The 13,062-nt window shown below is 74.3% G+C and carries 10 protein-coding genes and 1 tRNA gene; 8 read left to right on the forward strand and 3 right to left on the reverse strand.

The genetic code is table 11. The features are described 5' to 3' along the window. Together OVA32_RS01455 and OVA32_RS01460 are read right to left on the reverse strand one after the other, a co-directional pair. Window positions 1-561 carry a tripartite tricarboxylate transporter TctB family protein gene (locus OVA32_RS01455; protein WP_115165582.1) on the reverse strand — a complete coding sequence of 187 codons (561 nt, stop codon included), beginning with the start codon at window positions 559-561 and terminating at the stop codon, window positions 1-3. After that, window positions 558-1,565: a tripartite tricarboxylate transporter substrate binding protein gene (locus OVA32_RS01460; protein ID WP_115165583.1), complete on the reverse strand. Its 1,008-nt coding sequence runs from the start codon at window positions 1,563-1,565 to the stop codon at window positions 558-560. The genes OVA32_RS01455 and OVA32_RS01460 overlap by 4 nt, the downstream gene beginning before the upstream one ends. Window positions 1,566-1,741: 176 nt before the next feature. On the opposite strand from OVA32_RS01460, the gene OVA32_RS01465 reads away from it, so the two are divergent. Then, window positions 1,742-2,092 carry a universal stress protein gene (locus OVA32_RS01465; protein WP_041103511.1) on the forward strand — a complete coding sequence of 117 codons (351 nt, stop codon included), beginning with the start codon at window positions 1,742-1,744 and terminating at the stop codon, window positions 2,090-2,092. Window positions 2,093-2,267: 175 nt separating this feature from the next. On the opposite strand, the gene OVA32_RS01470 is transcribed toward OVA32_RS01465, so the two are convergent. Then, window positions 2,268-2,351, reverse strand: a tRNA-Leu gene (locus OVA32_RS01470). A gap of 249 nt (window positions 2,352-2,600) precedes the next feature. On the opposite strand from OVA32_RS01470, the gene OVA32_RS01475 reads away from it, so the two are divergent. From OVA32_RS01475 to pknB, 7 genes are read left to right on the forward strand one after another with little or no spacing between them, the layout of a single operon-like run. Next, window positions 2,601-3,518, forward strand: a complete 918-nt coding sequence (locus OVA32_RS01475) for an FhaA domain-containing protein (protein ID WP_185194606.1) — start codon at window positions 2,601-2,603, stop codon at window positions 3,516-3,518. Next, on the forward strand, window positions 3,515-4,075 hold the full coding sequence (locus OVA32_RS01480) for an FHA domain-containing protein FhaB/FipA (RefSeq protein ID WP_041103487.1): 561 nt from the start codon (window positions 3,515-3,517) through the stop codon (window positions 4,073-4,075). The genes OVA32_RS01475 and OVA32_RS01480 overlap by 4 nt, the downstream gene beginning before the upstream one ends. A 3-nt stretch (window positions 4,076-4,078) precedes the next feature. Then, complete coding sequence (locus tag OVA32_RS01485) at window positions 4,079-5,800, forward strand: PP2C family protein-serine/threonine phosphatase (RefSeq protein ID WP_185194605.1); 1,722 nt, start codon at window positions 4,079-4,081, stop codon at window positions 5,798-5,800. Next, on the forward strand, window positions 5,797-7,221 hold the full coding sequence (locus tag OVA32_RS01490) for an FtsW/RodA/SpoVE family cell cycle protein (protein ID WP_185194604.1): 1,425 nt from the start codon (window positions 5,797-5,799) through the stop codon (window positions 7,219-7,221). Before OVA32_RS01485 ends, OVA32_RS01490 begins: the two co-directional genes overlap by 4 nt. Next, window positions 7,218-8,663 carry a peptidoglycan D,D-transpeptidase FtsI family protein gene (locus OVA32_RS01495; protein WP_144918966.1) on the forward strand — a complete coding sequence of 482 codons (1,446 nt, stop codon included), beginning with the start codon at window positions 7,218-7,220 and terminating at the stop codon, window positions 8,661-8,663. Before OVA32_RS01490 ends, OVA32_RS01495 begins: the two co-directional genes overlap by 4 nt. Beyond that, window positions 8,660-10,744, forward strand: coding sequence for a protein kinase domain-containing protein (locus OVA32_RS01500; RefSeq protein ID WP_144918967.1), 2,085 nt, complete (start codon window positions 8,660-8,662; stop codon window positions 10,742-10,744). The genes OVA32_RS01495 and OVA32_RS01500 overlap by 4 nt, the downstream gene beginning before the upstream one ends. Window positions 10,745-10,776: 32 nt before the next feature. Further along, window positions 10,777-13,053, forward strand: coding sequence for a Stk1 family PASTA domain-containing Ser/Thr kinase (gene pknB, locus OVA32_RS01505; RefSeq protein WP_267714849.1), 2,277 nt, complete (start codon window positions 10,777-10,779; stop codon window positions 13,051-13,053). Window positions 13,054-13,062: the final 9 nt, after the last annotated feature.

The following is a 13,062-nucleotide window of genomic DNA, read 5'->3' on the forward strand; positions in this document are numbered from 1 at the left end:
TCAGAAGCCACCTCCCAGGATGCCCGAGGGCAGGGTCAGGCCCAGGGCCACCGCGAAGCCGAGGTAGGCCAGCGAGGAGACGAACAGGGCGACGAGGATGTCGAACACGGGGTGCGGGGCGCCGAACGCGCGGGTGACGCACCAGAACAGCAGCGCCCCGGCGAGGATCCACCCCAGCCAGGGCAGCAGGACGGCGAACGCGAGGAAGCCGAGGAAGCACCAGGCCAGCGCGCCGAAGTCCGAGTGGAACAGGGTCAGCGGGCCGGCCGCCTGGCCGACCTCGCCGTCCGCGTCGGCCTGACCCTCAGGGGCCTGGCGCACGCGCACGACCTCCACTGCGAGCGCGGCGGCGATCACGAGGCCCGCGACCGCGAGGATCAGCGGGAAGAAGTCCGGGCCGGGGAAGTCGGCGCCCTCGGTGTCCATGGCCAGGGATCCCAGCAGCAGGTAGAGGCTGAACGCGGCCAGCACGGCCGGCATGACGAGCGCGGAGAGCCCGGCGGCGCGTCCCCAGCGGGAGGGGGCGTCGGCGGCGGGGGGGACGGTGGATGCGTGGCTCACTTGATCTCCTCCGTCAGCGTGCCGATGCGCTCCTTCTCGGCGGCGATGAACTCCTCGAGTTCGGCGCCGGAGAGGGGCACGGGGTTCCAGTAGTTGCGCTGCACCGCTTCCTTCCACTCGGGGGTGTCGACCGCCTCGGCGATGAGGGCCTCGAGCTCGGTGCGCTCCTCCGCGGAGACGCCCGGGGGCACGAACAGGGCGCGCCAGTTGGTGAGCGTGACGTCGTAGCCCTGGGAGCGCAGGGTCGGGATCTCCTCGACGCCGGCCAGCGGCTCGGCCGCCACCACGCCGAGGGCGCGCAGTCGGCCGGCCTCGACCTGCGGGTAGATGTCCGCGAAGCCGCCGGCGGAGGCCTGGGCGGTGCCGTTGAGCAGGGCCTGGATGGCCTCACCGCCGCCGTCGGACGGGATGTAGGTGGTGTCCGCGACCGGCACGTCGGCCGTGCGGGCGATGTCCGCCATGACGAGCTGGTCGAAGGAGCCGCCGCCGGTCCACGCCACGTGGGCGGGATCGGCGCGCCAGGCGGTCACCAGGTCGTCCATGCTCTGGTACGGCGAGTCCGCCGGGACCACCACGAGGCTGTACTCCTCGACGACGCGGCTGACCGCGGTGACCTGGGAGAGCTCGGGGCCGGTGCCACGGGCCGCGTGGGCGGCGATCTGGCCGGTGCCGCCCACCATGAGGTTGTTCGCGTCCTCGAGCGTGGTCAGCTGACCGAGGGCGATGTTGCCGCCGGCGCCGGGGATGTTGACCACCTGGACGTTGTTCACGAGCCCGTTGACGCGCATGGTCTGCTGCAGCTCGCGCTGGAACGAGTCCCAGCCGCCGCCGGCGGCCGCGGGGGCGATGAGGGTCAGGTTGGTGCGGATGTCGTTCCCTCCCGAAGCCGAGCGGATGGAGAAGGCGGAGGCCGCGAGCACGGTGAGCACCGCGATCACGCTGAAGACGATCCGGCCGATCCCCGTGCGTCGGCGCGGGGGGCCGTCGGGGGAGGTGGAGGGCATGGCGGTTCCTAACAGAGACACCCCGCCGCCAGGGAGTGGCGCCGGGGACAGGTGCGAGTGGTGGAGGTCACGGTAACAGTGTGCCGGGGCCGCGCGCGCTCTGCGTCCGCAGAGTGACCGACGACAACCGGTCCGGGTGGTGACGGGGGCCGCGTCCATGACGCACAGTGGTCCCCATGACGATCATCAGCACCGGAACCAGCACCCCCGAGAGCGCCGCGGCCTGGCGGGCCGCTCTGGCCGAGGCAGCCCTGCGCGGAGAGGACGTGGTCTGGTTCTCCCTCGACGGGACCGAGCCGGACGAGGCGGAGGCGCGCGAGGCCGGCGTCGTCGCGTCCGTGGCGCACGCCCAGGAGCGCGGCCGGGACGCCGTCGGCGACCTGCTCGAGCACGCCGAGCGCGTGGGCGCGAGCCGGATCGTGGTGGGCGTGAAGCACCGCTCCCCCGTGGGCAAGCTGCTGCTGGGATCGGCCGCGCAGCAGATCATCCTCGAGGCGCGCGTCCCGGTGGTGTGCGTCAAGCCGTGAGGGCCGGCGTCGGGCGGGCGGCCCTGCGCCCGGCCCACCCCGCGGCGTTTGGGGGCGGTTTCGGGCGGTATTCGGCGTGGATACCGCCCGAAACCGCCCTCAAACGGTGAGTGGGGACCAGCCCGGGAACGCCGAAGGCCCCGGAACCACACGGTTCCGGGGCCTTCGTCCTCGGTGCGCGAGGGGGGACTTGAACCCCCACGTCCTTGCGAACACTGGCACCTGAAGCCAGCGCGTCTACCAATTCCGCCACTCGCGCGAGCGGCTTCCTGATCTCGGCTCCGGACATCCGGCGACCGTCACAGGCAGCGAGGAATACTCTAACCCCCGCCCGCCCGGGCGTGCAAATCGGCCCCGACGCCCACCCCCGCGTCCCCGCCACGCCGGCAGCTCGCCCCTCCAGCACCTCTCCCACCCGCGCTCCACCCCGCAGAATCCCGCTGTTCTCGGCGGTCTCCCAGCCCGGCCCGTAGTATCGGGACGGACAACTGTGGAAAGGGGCCCCGTCGTGGGACTTCTGGACAACCTCGAACGCGGCCTCGAGCGGGTCGTGCGCTCGGCCTTCTCGGCCGGCGGTCCGCGGGCGGTCAAGCCGGTGGAGATCGCCTCGGCCCTGCGGCAGGCGATGGACGACGAGTCGTTCGCGCTGTCCGAGGGCCACACGGTCGCGCCCAACAGCTACGTGGTCCACTTCTCCCCCGCCGACTTCGAGCGCGCCCGCTCGTGGGGGTCCACCCTCGCCAGCGAGCTGTGCGATGAGGTTATCCGCCACGCCGACTCCCAGGGTTATGCGCTGCCCGGCACGGTCCGGGTCGCCTTCCACCCGGACGCGGACGTGCGCGCCGGGGACCTGCGCGTGGTCACCCGCCTGGACGACGGCTCGCTCACCGCCCCGGCCCCCCACGACGACGGCGCCTCGCCCGCCACCGCCCACGGCCCGGGAGCCTCGGCCGCGGCCCCGGACCGGCTGGTCGAGGACCTGCCGGCGGCCGCGCCCCGCAAGCCCTCCCCCGCCCCGCGCGTCGGGCCCCGTCCGGCGCCCCGCCGGGCCGCCGCCCCGACCGCGCCCGCCGCCCCCGCCCACGCCGACCAGCCGACCGTCGTGATGGGCCGCCCCGTGGCCGAGCCCGCCGGCCCGGCCCTCGAGCTGGACGGCCGCATGCTCCCCCTGGACGGGGACGACCTCATCCTCGGCCGCTCGGCCGAGCGTGCCGACCTCGTAATCCCGGACTCCTCGGTGTCCCGCGAACACCTGCGCCTGCTCACCGTCGGCTCCACGGTCACGCTCCTGGACCTGGGCAGCCGCAACGGCGTGCTCGTCAACGGCCGCCGCGTGGACGGCTCCGTCACCCTGCGCGACGGGGACGTGGTGACCGTCGGCCAGACCGAGCTGCTGTTCTTCGGCGGGACGGGGGGCCGCGCATGAGCGAGCTCGCCGTCGCCGTGCTCCGCATGGGCCTGCTGCTGGCCCTGTGGGTGCTGATCATCTCCATCGTCATGGCGCAGGGCCGCGACCTCGTGGTCGGCCGACGCAACAAGACGCGCCTCCAGCAGGCCCAGCGCGACGCCGGCCTGGTCACCGCGGTGCCCGCGGCCGGGGTCGCCGGGGCGGGCTCGTCCGCGGCCGACCGACCCGCGCCCGCGTCGACGCCGTCCCCCGCCGCGTCCGCGCCGACGACGCCGGCCCCGCGGCTGTCCCGCACGCTGCGGGTGGTCGAGGGTCCGAAGGCCGGGCAGACCATCGCCCTGGAGGGCCGCCCCCTGCTGATGGGCCGCGCCCAGGACGCCGACCTGGTGCTCGTGGACGACTACGCCTCCGGCCGCCACGCCCGGCTGTTCCCGCAGGGCACCCGCTGGTTCCTCGAGGACCTCGGCTCCACGAACGGCACCTACGTGAACGGCGCCCCCGTGACCCGCGCGCTGCCCGTGGGCCCCGGCACGGCCATCCGCATCGGCAAGACCGTCATGGAGCTCGAGGCCTGACCCATGACCCTCGTCCTCCGCTACGCCGCCCGCTCCGACGTCGGCCGCGTCCGTGCCAAGAACGACGACTCCGCCTACGTGGGCCGTCACCTGGCCGTGCTCGCGGACGGCATGGGCGGGCACGTGGGCGGCGACGTGGCGAGTGCGTCCACGGTGCTGGACCTGGCCCCGCTGGATGCGGTGGGCTACGAGGACCCGGCCACGGTGCTGCCGGACGAGATCCAGAACGCCAACCTGATCCTCAACGAGCTGGTGCACGCCAACCCCAAGCTCGCCGGCATGGGCACCACGTGCACCGCCGGCCTGCTCGCGGGGACCACGCTGTACATGGCGCACATCGGCGACTCCCGGGCCTACCGGCTCGTGGACGGCGAGTTCTGCCAGGTCACCACGGACCACACGTTCGTGCAGAAGCTCGTGGACGAGGGGCGCCTCGAGGCCGGGGAGGCCCCGTTCCATCCGAACAAGAACGTGCTCATGCGCGTGCTGGGCGACGTGGACGCCTCTCCCGAGCTGGACGTGTTCGAGGTGCCCGTCGCCCCCGGAGAGCGCTGGCTGTTCTGCTCGGACGGCCTCACGGACGTGGTCTCCCCCGAGAAGATCCACGAGGTGCTGCGGGACTCGGAGGCTCTCAACCAGGCCGTCGACACCCTCGTGGACCTGACCCTCAAGGGCGGCGCCCCGGACAACGTGACCGTGGTGGCGTTCGAGATCGCGGAGGGCTCGGCGGAGGAGCTGGCCCCCGTCCCGGACGTCCACCTGTCCGAGCAGGCCCTGGCCGCGGCCCACCCGCCCGAGGTCGGCCCGGTCTCCGGTCTGCTGCTGCGCGAGGACCTCGACGCACGGCCCCACCTGCTCGTCGGCGCGGCCTCCAACGCCGTGAAGACCGATCGCATCCCCGTGGTCACGCGCAGCTCCACGCGCCGCCGCGCCGCCGCCCTGCTCGGCGAGACGCCCGTGCCGGAGAACCGTCCCCGGCGCACCGCGGCCGTCCTCACCGACGGGCCGGGCCCCGCCGCCGACGCCGCCCCGCGCCCGGACGCGTCCGCCCCGCCCGCCGCGCCGAGCGGCACCGCGGCCGCGGCCGGTTCCTCCGCCGCCGCCACACCGGCCGCCACCGCCGCCGACCGCCCGTCCGACGAGGCCGCCGAGGCGTCGACCACGGCCGCCACCCCGTCCCCGGTGACCTCCGGGCCCGCCGGCGGCTCCGAGGACGGGGCCGCGCGTCGGCGGCGTGGGAAGGACGACCGCCCGGTGCAGTACCGCCGCGGCTGGTTCATCCCCGTGTTCACCACGCTGCTCGCCCTCACCCTCGCGGCCGTGGCCGTATGGGGCTATCTGTGGACCCAGACGCAGTACTACGTGGGGGCCAACGACGGCCGGATCGCCGTGTTCAAGGGCGTCTCCCAGCGGCTGGGCCCGCTCGAGCTGTCCCACGTGGACCGGCAGACCGACCTCCCGGTGGACGCGCTGCCCGCGTACGCACGCGACCGCGTGAACGCCGGCATGGCCGCCCGGGACGTGGACCATGCGGAGCAGATCGTCGGCGAGCTGCGCGACTCGCTGCACCCGGACGCCCCCGCCCCCGCCGGTGAGCCCTCCGAGCGGGCCCGGCCGAGCACGACGCCGTCGTCGTCCTCCGCCCGCCCCTCGGACGCGTCCGGCTCCGCCGCGCCGACGAGCCCGGCGTCGTCCCCGAGCGCGACGGGAGGTGAGGCCCCGTGACCGAGGTGATCTCCCCCGCACGCCCGCGCCGGAACATCGAACTGGTCCTGCTGCTGGCCGCCCTGGCCATCGCCCTGGGGGCGGACCTGCTGGGCATGATCGGCACGGACGCCCCGCTGGACTCCACCGCCTGGGTGCCGCTGGGCATCTTCGGGGCCGCCACCCTGGTGCTGCACGTGGTCCTGCGGCTGCGCGCCCCCTACGCGGACCCGTTCATGCTCCCGATCACCGCCCTGCTCAACGGGCTGGGCCTGGCCATGATCCACCGGCTGAGCCAGGACGCCGCGATGGCCAATCCCACCTCGCAGCTCGCGTGGTCCGTCCTGGCCATCGTGGTGGCCTCCGCCCTGGTGTTCCTGGTGCGCGACCACCGGGTGCTGCGGCGCTGGCCCTACCTGTTCCTCGCCGCGTCCGGCGTGCTGCTGCTCCTGCCGCTCGTGCCCGGGCTGGGCCTGAGCATGTACGGGGCGCGGATCTGGATCGACGTCGGCTTCGGCACCTTCCAGCCCGGTGAGATCGCCAAGATCACGCTGGCCATCTTCTTCGCCGGCTACCTCTCCGCGAACCGCGACCTGATCCTGCTGGCCGGCCGCCGCGTCGGCCCGGTGACCTTCCCCCGCGCCCGGGACCTCGGCCCGTTGCTGGCCGGCTGGCTCCTGGCGCTCGGCGTGCTCGTGTTCCAGCGCGACCTGGGCTCGGCCCTGCTGTTCTTCGGCATGTTCATGGCGATGCTCTACATCGCCACGTCCCGCGCCTCCTGGATCCTCCTCGGCCTGGGCCTGATCGCCTTCGGCGCGGCGCTGGCGTTCCTGTTCATGCCGCACGTGACCGCCCGGTTCGAGATCTGGCTGAGGGCCTTCGACCCCGAGATCTACCATCGCGACTTCGGCGGCTCCTACCAGGTGGTCCAGGGCCTGTTCGCGATGGCCTCGGGCGGGCTGATGGGCACCGGCCTGGGCGCGGGCAACCCCACCCAGGTGCCGCTGTCCTTCTCGGACATGATCCTCACGGCCATCGGCGAGGAGCTCGGCTTCGTGGGCCTGGCCGCCGTGCTCGTCCTGTACCTCCTGCTCGTCACCCGCATGATGCGCGCCGCCCTCGGCGTGCGCGACGCATTCGGCAAGGTGCTCGCCTCCGGCCTGGCCTTCACCATGGCGTGGCAGGTGTTCGTGGTGATGGGCGGCGTGACCCTCGTGCTGCCGCTCACCGGCCTCACGACGCCGTTCCTCGCCGCCGGCGGCTCCTCGCTGCTGGCCAACTGGATCATCGTGGGGCTCGTGCTGCGCATCTCGAACGCCGCCCGCCGGCCCGTGGTCGTGGACGGGATGGTCAACGCGTCCGGGCCCGGCGCCGGCCACCTCGACCCCGGCACGGCGCTCCCGGCGGCCGCCGTGCCCCCGGGAGGAGGTGAGGAGCGGTGAACGAGGCGATCCGACGCACGTGGACCGTCATGGCGGCCATGCTCCTCGTGCTCGCGCTGGCTGCGTCCGTCATCCAGGTGCTGGCCGCTGACCAGCTCAAGACGCACGCCCTGAACTCTCGGCAGATGTTCCTGGAGTTCGGCGCCCCGCGCGGGCCGATCCTCGTGGACGGCGAGCCGATCGCCGAGTCTGTCCCCTCCGGCGACGCGTACCACTACCAGCGCGTCTACCACGAGACCGAGCTGTACGCCCCGCTCACGGGCTTCTATTCGCTCACCTACGGCACCGACGGGCTGGAGGCGGCCATGAACGAGCAGCTCTCCGGCACCCCCACGTCCCAGTTCGTGGACCGCGCCATGGAGATCATCACGGGTGCCACACCCGAGGGCGACCAGGTGGAGCTGACGATCGACCCCGAGCTGCAGCGTCTGGCGTACGACGCGCTCCCGGACGGCGTGCGCGCCTCCGCCGTGGTCACGGACCCGACGACGGGCGAGATCCTGGCCATGGTGTCGAAGCCGGGCTTCGACTCCAACGCGCTCTCCTCACACAGCCCGGCCGAGGCGCAGTCGGCCATGGCCGCGATCGACCAGATCCCCGGCGCCAGCGCATACCGCAACCGCGCCGCGGAGCAGCTCGTGTCCCCCGGCTCCACGTTCAAGCTGATCGACGCGGTGGCCATGCTCGAGTCCGGTGACTACACCCCGGACGGGACGGTGGACATCCCCGCCGCGTGGACGCTGCCCGGCACGACCACGGAGCTGCCCAACTACGACGGCTCACCGTGCAACACCGTGGGGCGTCAGACCCTCACGTGGGCGCTGGCGCAGTCCTGCAACACGCCGTTCGCCATGGCCGCCGTCGAGCTGGGCCAGGACCGGATCCGGGAGGTCGCCGAGCGGTTCGGCTTCAACGACTCCTTCGACTACCCGCTGCCCGTGACCGGCTCCGTGTTCCCCTCCGACCTGGACGACGCCGCGCTGGCGCAGTCCTCGATCGGCCAGCGGGACGTGCAGGCCACCGCGCTGCAGATGGCCATGGTGGCCGCCGGCATCGCGAACGACGGCGTGGTCATGGAGCCGCAGCTGATCAAGGCGGTCCGCCGTTCGGACCTCACCACGGTGCAGGAGTTCAGCCCCCGTGAGCGCGGCCGGGCGACGACCCCCGAGGTGGCCGGGCAGGTCTCGGACATGATGGTCTCGGCGGTGGAGGACGGCATCCTGGGATCCGTGCAGTCGGACACGGTGCGGATCGCGGCGAAGTCGGGCACGGCCGAGGTCGGGGACACGGGCAACGTGCACTCCTGGATCACCGGCTTCGACGCGAGCGAGAACCCCCGGGCGGCCGTGACGATCGTGGTGGAGGACGAGCCGCCGGGGGTTGGACATCAGACAATCGTCAGTGGCATGAAGGCAATCATGGAAGCGGTGGTCACGGAATGAGGCCGACATCGGGCATCACCCTCGGGGGCAGGTACCAGCTGACCGATCGCATCGCGATCGGCGGCATGGGCGAGGTGTGGAAGGCCCGGGACAAGGTCCTGGGCCGGATCACCGCCGTGAAGATCCTCAAGGAGGAGTACACGGGTGACCCCAACTTCCTGCGCCGCTTCCGGGCGGAGGCTCAGCACACCGCGCTGCTGAACCACCCCGGCGTCGCCAACGTCTACGACTACGGCGAGGAGAAGGGCTCCGCCTACCTCGTCATGGAGCTCGTGCCGGGCCAGCCGCTGTCCTCCATCCTCGAGAAGGAGAAGGTGCTCTCCCCCGAGCGGACCCTGCGGATCATCGCGCAGACGGCGGCCGCGCTCTCGGCGGCCCACGCCCAGGGGCTCGTGCACCGCGACGTCAAGCCCGGCAACCTCATGATCACGCCCACCGGCCGGGTGAAGGTGACGGACTTCGGCATCGCGCGCCTGGCGGACCAGGTCCCGCTCACGGCCACCGGCCAGGTGATGGGCACCGCCCAGTACCTCGCGCCCGAGCAGGCCACGGGGCAGCAGGCCACCGGCTCCTCCGACCTCTACTCGCTGGGCATCATCGGCTACGAGGCCCTCGCCGGGCATCGCCCGTTCACGGGCGAGTCCCAGATCGCGATCGCCCTCGCCCAGGTCAACGACACCCCGCCGCCCCTGCCGGACACCGTCCCGGCCCCGGTGCGCGCCCTGATCATGTGCATGCTCTCGAAGGACCCCAAGGAGCGGCCCTCGGACGCGACCGCGCTCTCGGAGGCCGCCGACGCGCTGCGTCGCAAGGACACCCGCGGCGCCGTGGAGGCCGTGCCCGGCCTGGCCATCTTCCTCGAGGAGCAGGGCGTGGCCGACCCCTCGGGCGCCGAGACCGCTCCCCTGGACTACGACGGCATGCGCACCACCCATCCCCGCGCCGAGGGCACCCGGACAGACGGCTCCCCCGCCACCGCGGCGCTGCCGGTGACCGCGGCCCAGCCCCGCACCGACGACGACGCCCGCGGCCCCGGCGCCGCCGGCGCGGCGGCCGTGGGCGCGGCCGGTGCGGCCGGCGCCGCCGCGAGCGCGAGCACGCGCGACCACGAGATCGCCGCCGTGCGCGACCAGCAGACCCGCCCGGGCGACGTCGTGGACCCGGGCCCGCCCGCCGGGGGCGGCTCCGCGCCCGCCCGCCGGCGACGCGCCAACCCCTGGCCGCTGTGGGCGCTGCTCGGTCTCGTGGTGTTCGCCCTGTTGGGGGCGCTGCTGTGGCCGCTGCTCACGGGTGGCCGCGGCGACGGCGGCTCGGCGCCGGCGACCTCGCAGGAGGAGTCGTCCGTGAACGTGGACCCGGAGGCGTACAAGGGTCGCCCCGTGAGCGAGGTGCGCGCCGAGCTCGAGGGCCTCGGCCTGGCGGTGCGCGAGGAGGACCGCGACGCGCAGAGCCCGGAGGGCACCGTCGAGGAGATCAACCCCGTGGGGGCGCTGCAGCGCGGTGAGACCGTCACGCTGGCCGTCTCCACCGGGGAGGGCGTCATCCCGGAGGGTCTCGTGGGCCAGCCCGTGGACAGCGCGATCCAGACGCTGCGCGACCGCGGCTTCACCGTGGACCGGGTGGACGACCCGTCCGCCGACGGCGCCGACGGCGAGGTGGTGCGCGTGGTGCCCGGCGAGGGCGAGCGTCACCGCTATGACACGCACGTGCAGCTGATCGTGGCCACCGGCGGGTCCGACGCCGCGCCGACCCGCGAGGCCTCCCAGCCCGCCTCGGAGCCGGAGCCCAGCGCGTCGGAGGAGCCGAGCAGCGAGCCGAGCCCGTCGGCCTCGGACGAGCCCAGCCCGTCCCCCACCGCCGAATCCCCGACGGCCACCGCCGACCCGGAGCCCATGCCGGAGCCGACCGAGGAGCCGACGACACCCACGGGGGATCCGACGACGGAGTCCTCCGGCGAGTCCACGGCGCCGACGGGCCAGCCCACCACCGACCCGTCCGCTGACGCGCGCGGCGCGGAGGCCTCCTCCGCCGACGCGCGTGGCGCGCAGGCCTCGTCCGCCGACGCCACGCCCTCCGCTTGAGCGGCGGGCGGGACGGGCACGCGGACGTGTCTGTGGATGAGCAGAGGATCCTGAACGGGCGGTACCGGATCGGTGAGCTGATCGGGCGCGGCGGCATGGCGGACGTCTTCCGCGGCGAGGACCTGCGGCTGCACCGCCCGGTGGCGGTCAAGCTGATGCGCCGGGACCTGGCGCGCGATCCGCACTTCCAGGCGCGCTTCCGCAAGGAGGCACGCTCGGCGGCCTCCCTGAACCACCCCTCGATCGTCTCCGTGTACGACACGGGCGAGGTCTCCCTCGAGGACGGCCTCCATCCGGTGGACTGCCCGTTCCTGGTGATGGAGCTCGTCTCCGGCCGGACGCTGCGGGAGATCCTGCACGCCGAGGGCGCCGTGGGCACGGACCGTGCCGTGGCCTGGACCCGGGGCGTGCTGGAAGCGCTCGAGCACGCGCACGAGGAGGGCATCGTCCACCGCGATGTGAAGCCCGCGAACGTCATGGTCACGGAGACGGGCGCCGTGAAGGTGATGGACTTCGGGATCGCCCATGCGCTGGCCGACACCTCCGCCACCACGTCGCAGACCCAGGCCGTGGTGGGCACGGCCCTCTACCTGGCCCCGGAGCAGGCGACGGGCCGCACCGTGGACGGCCGCGCCGACCTCTACGCGGCCGGCTGCCTGCTGTTCGAGCTGCTCACGGGCCGACCCCCCTTCACGGGTGACACGCCGCTGGCCGTGGCCTACCAGCACGTGCGCGAGGAGCCGCCGGCACCCTCCGACGTCGACCCCGACCTGCCGCCCGCGTTCGACCCCGTGGTGCTGCGCGCCCTGCGCAAGGATCCGGAGGACCGGTTCCCCACGGGCGCCGCGTTCCTCGCGGCCCTCGAGGAGGCCGCCGCGGATCCGCACGCCGGCCCCGGCCGTCACACCCCGCCGCTCGATGCCGTCCCTCCCGCCCTCGTCGGCGCGGTGCTGGGCGCCGCGGCCGCGGAGCACGGGGCCGATGTGCCGACGGCCGCGGTCCCGCTGACCCGGCCGACGCCCTCCGTCCCGGCCGAGCCGGACGCCGCACAGCCCCAGGCGGCGAACCATGCCGTGGCGGGTGCGGGACTGCTCGGCGCCGCCTCCGCCGCGCAGCTTGCCGCCGCCGCCGCCATGGACGGCCCCCGCCCGGTGACGGTCGGCCAGCCGGTGATGCCCGGTGCGGTCGCGACGCCCCGGCCCGAACCGCAAGGGGACACGCCGGCGCCAGCGACGGCCACGCACCGTCGCGTCCGCCGGCGCCTCCGCCGGCGCACGCTCCTGGCGGCCGGCGCGGTCCTGATCGCGCTGGCCCTGGTCCTGGCGCCGTGGCTCGCGGCGGCTCTGTCCACCACCGCGGAGGTGCCCGCGGTGGTGGGGCTGCAGCAGGACGAGGCGGTCGCGGCGCTCGAGGACGCAGGTCTGGTGGCCGTCGTCTCGTCCGCGTACATGGCCGACGCCCCGGACGGGACCGTCACCCAGAGCGACCCGCCGACGGGCACGGAGGTGCCCCGCGGGGCCGAGGTGCGGATCCGGGTGTCCCGCGGCGAGGAGGGCATCGCGCTGTCCGACTCCCTGCACGGGCTGTCCGAGGACGCGGCCCGCCGCGAGCTGGAACGGCTGGGCCTGCGTGTCTCCTCCGTGCAGTACCAGGACGACGGCCGACTCGAACGCGGGCTGCTCGCCCGCACCGACCCCGCGATGGGCACGCACGTGCCGCCCGGCTCCTCCGTGGTGCTGCACCTGTCCAGCGGCATGGTCGACGTGCCGGATGTGGTGGGGATGAGCGCTCCGGACGCGCGGCGTCAGCTGGCGCTGAGCGCCCCCGAGCTGCGCGTGCGGATCCAGGACGAGGACGGCGCGACCACGGACACCGGAACGGTCGTGGCCCAGGATCCGCCCGCCGGCGTCCGCGTGGACAACCGTTCCTCCCTGACCCTGACGGCGTCCTCATGGATCGCGCCCACGGCCGAGCCCTCCGAGCCGGCGCCGCCGTCCAGCGAGGCGCCCGAGCCCACGCCGTCGGCGTCCGCGTCACCGAGCCCCCCGCCGTCGGAGAGCCCCGAGCCCTCCGCGAGCGCGGAACCCTCGCCCTCGCCGTCCGCCTCGGCCACGCCCAGCCCCGAGCCGACGACGACCGCGACGCCGTCACCGACGCAGAGCCCGGCGCCGACGTCGGCGGCCCCGTCGACCTCGTCGGAGCCGACCGGGCAGTCGCCGAGCACCTCGTCCACCGCGACGCCGGTGGACCCGCTGCCGACGCTGACGCCGGAGCCCGAGCCCTCGATCGATCCGCCGCCGTCCACCTGAGCGGACGGG

Origin of the sequence: Micrococcus sp. SL257 (genome assembly GCF_026625585.1) — a bacterium.
Lineage (GTDB): Bacteria > Actinomycetota > Actinomycetes > Actinomycetales > Micrococcaceae > Micrococcus > Micrococcus luteus.

Coding starts and splice junctions, on each gene's coding strand:
- OVA32_RS01460 (WP_115165583.1), bottom strand. CDS start 1,565: ATGCCCTCCACCTCCCCCGACGGCCCCCCGCGCCGACGCACGGGGATC.
- OVA32_RS01465 (WP_041103511.1), top strand. CDS start 1,742: ATGACGATCATCAGCACCGGAACCAGCACCCCCGAGAGCGCCGCGGCC.
- OVA32_RS01480 (WP_041103487.1), top strand. CDS start 3,515: ATGAGCGAGCTCGCCGTCGCCGTGCTCCGCATGGGCCTGCTGCTGGCC.
- OVA32_RS01485 (WP_185194605.1), top strand. CDS start 4,079: ATGACCCTCGTCCTCCGCTACGCCGCCCGCTCCGACGTCGGCCGCGTC.
- OVA32_RS01500 (WP_144918967.1), top strand. CDS start 8,660: ATGAGGCCGACATCGGGCATCACCCTCGGGGGCAGGTACCAGCTGACC.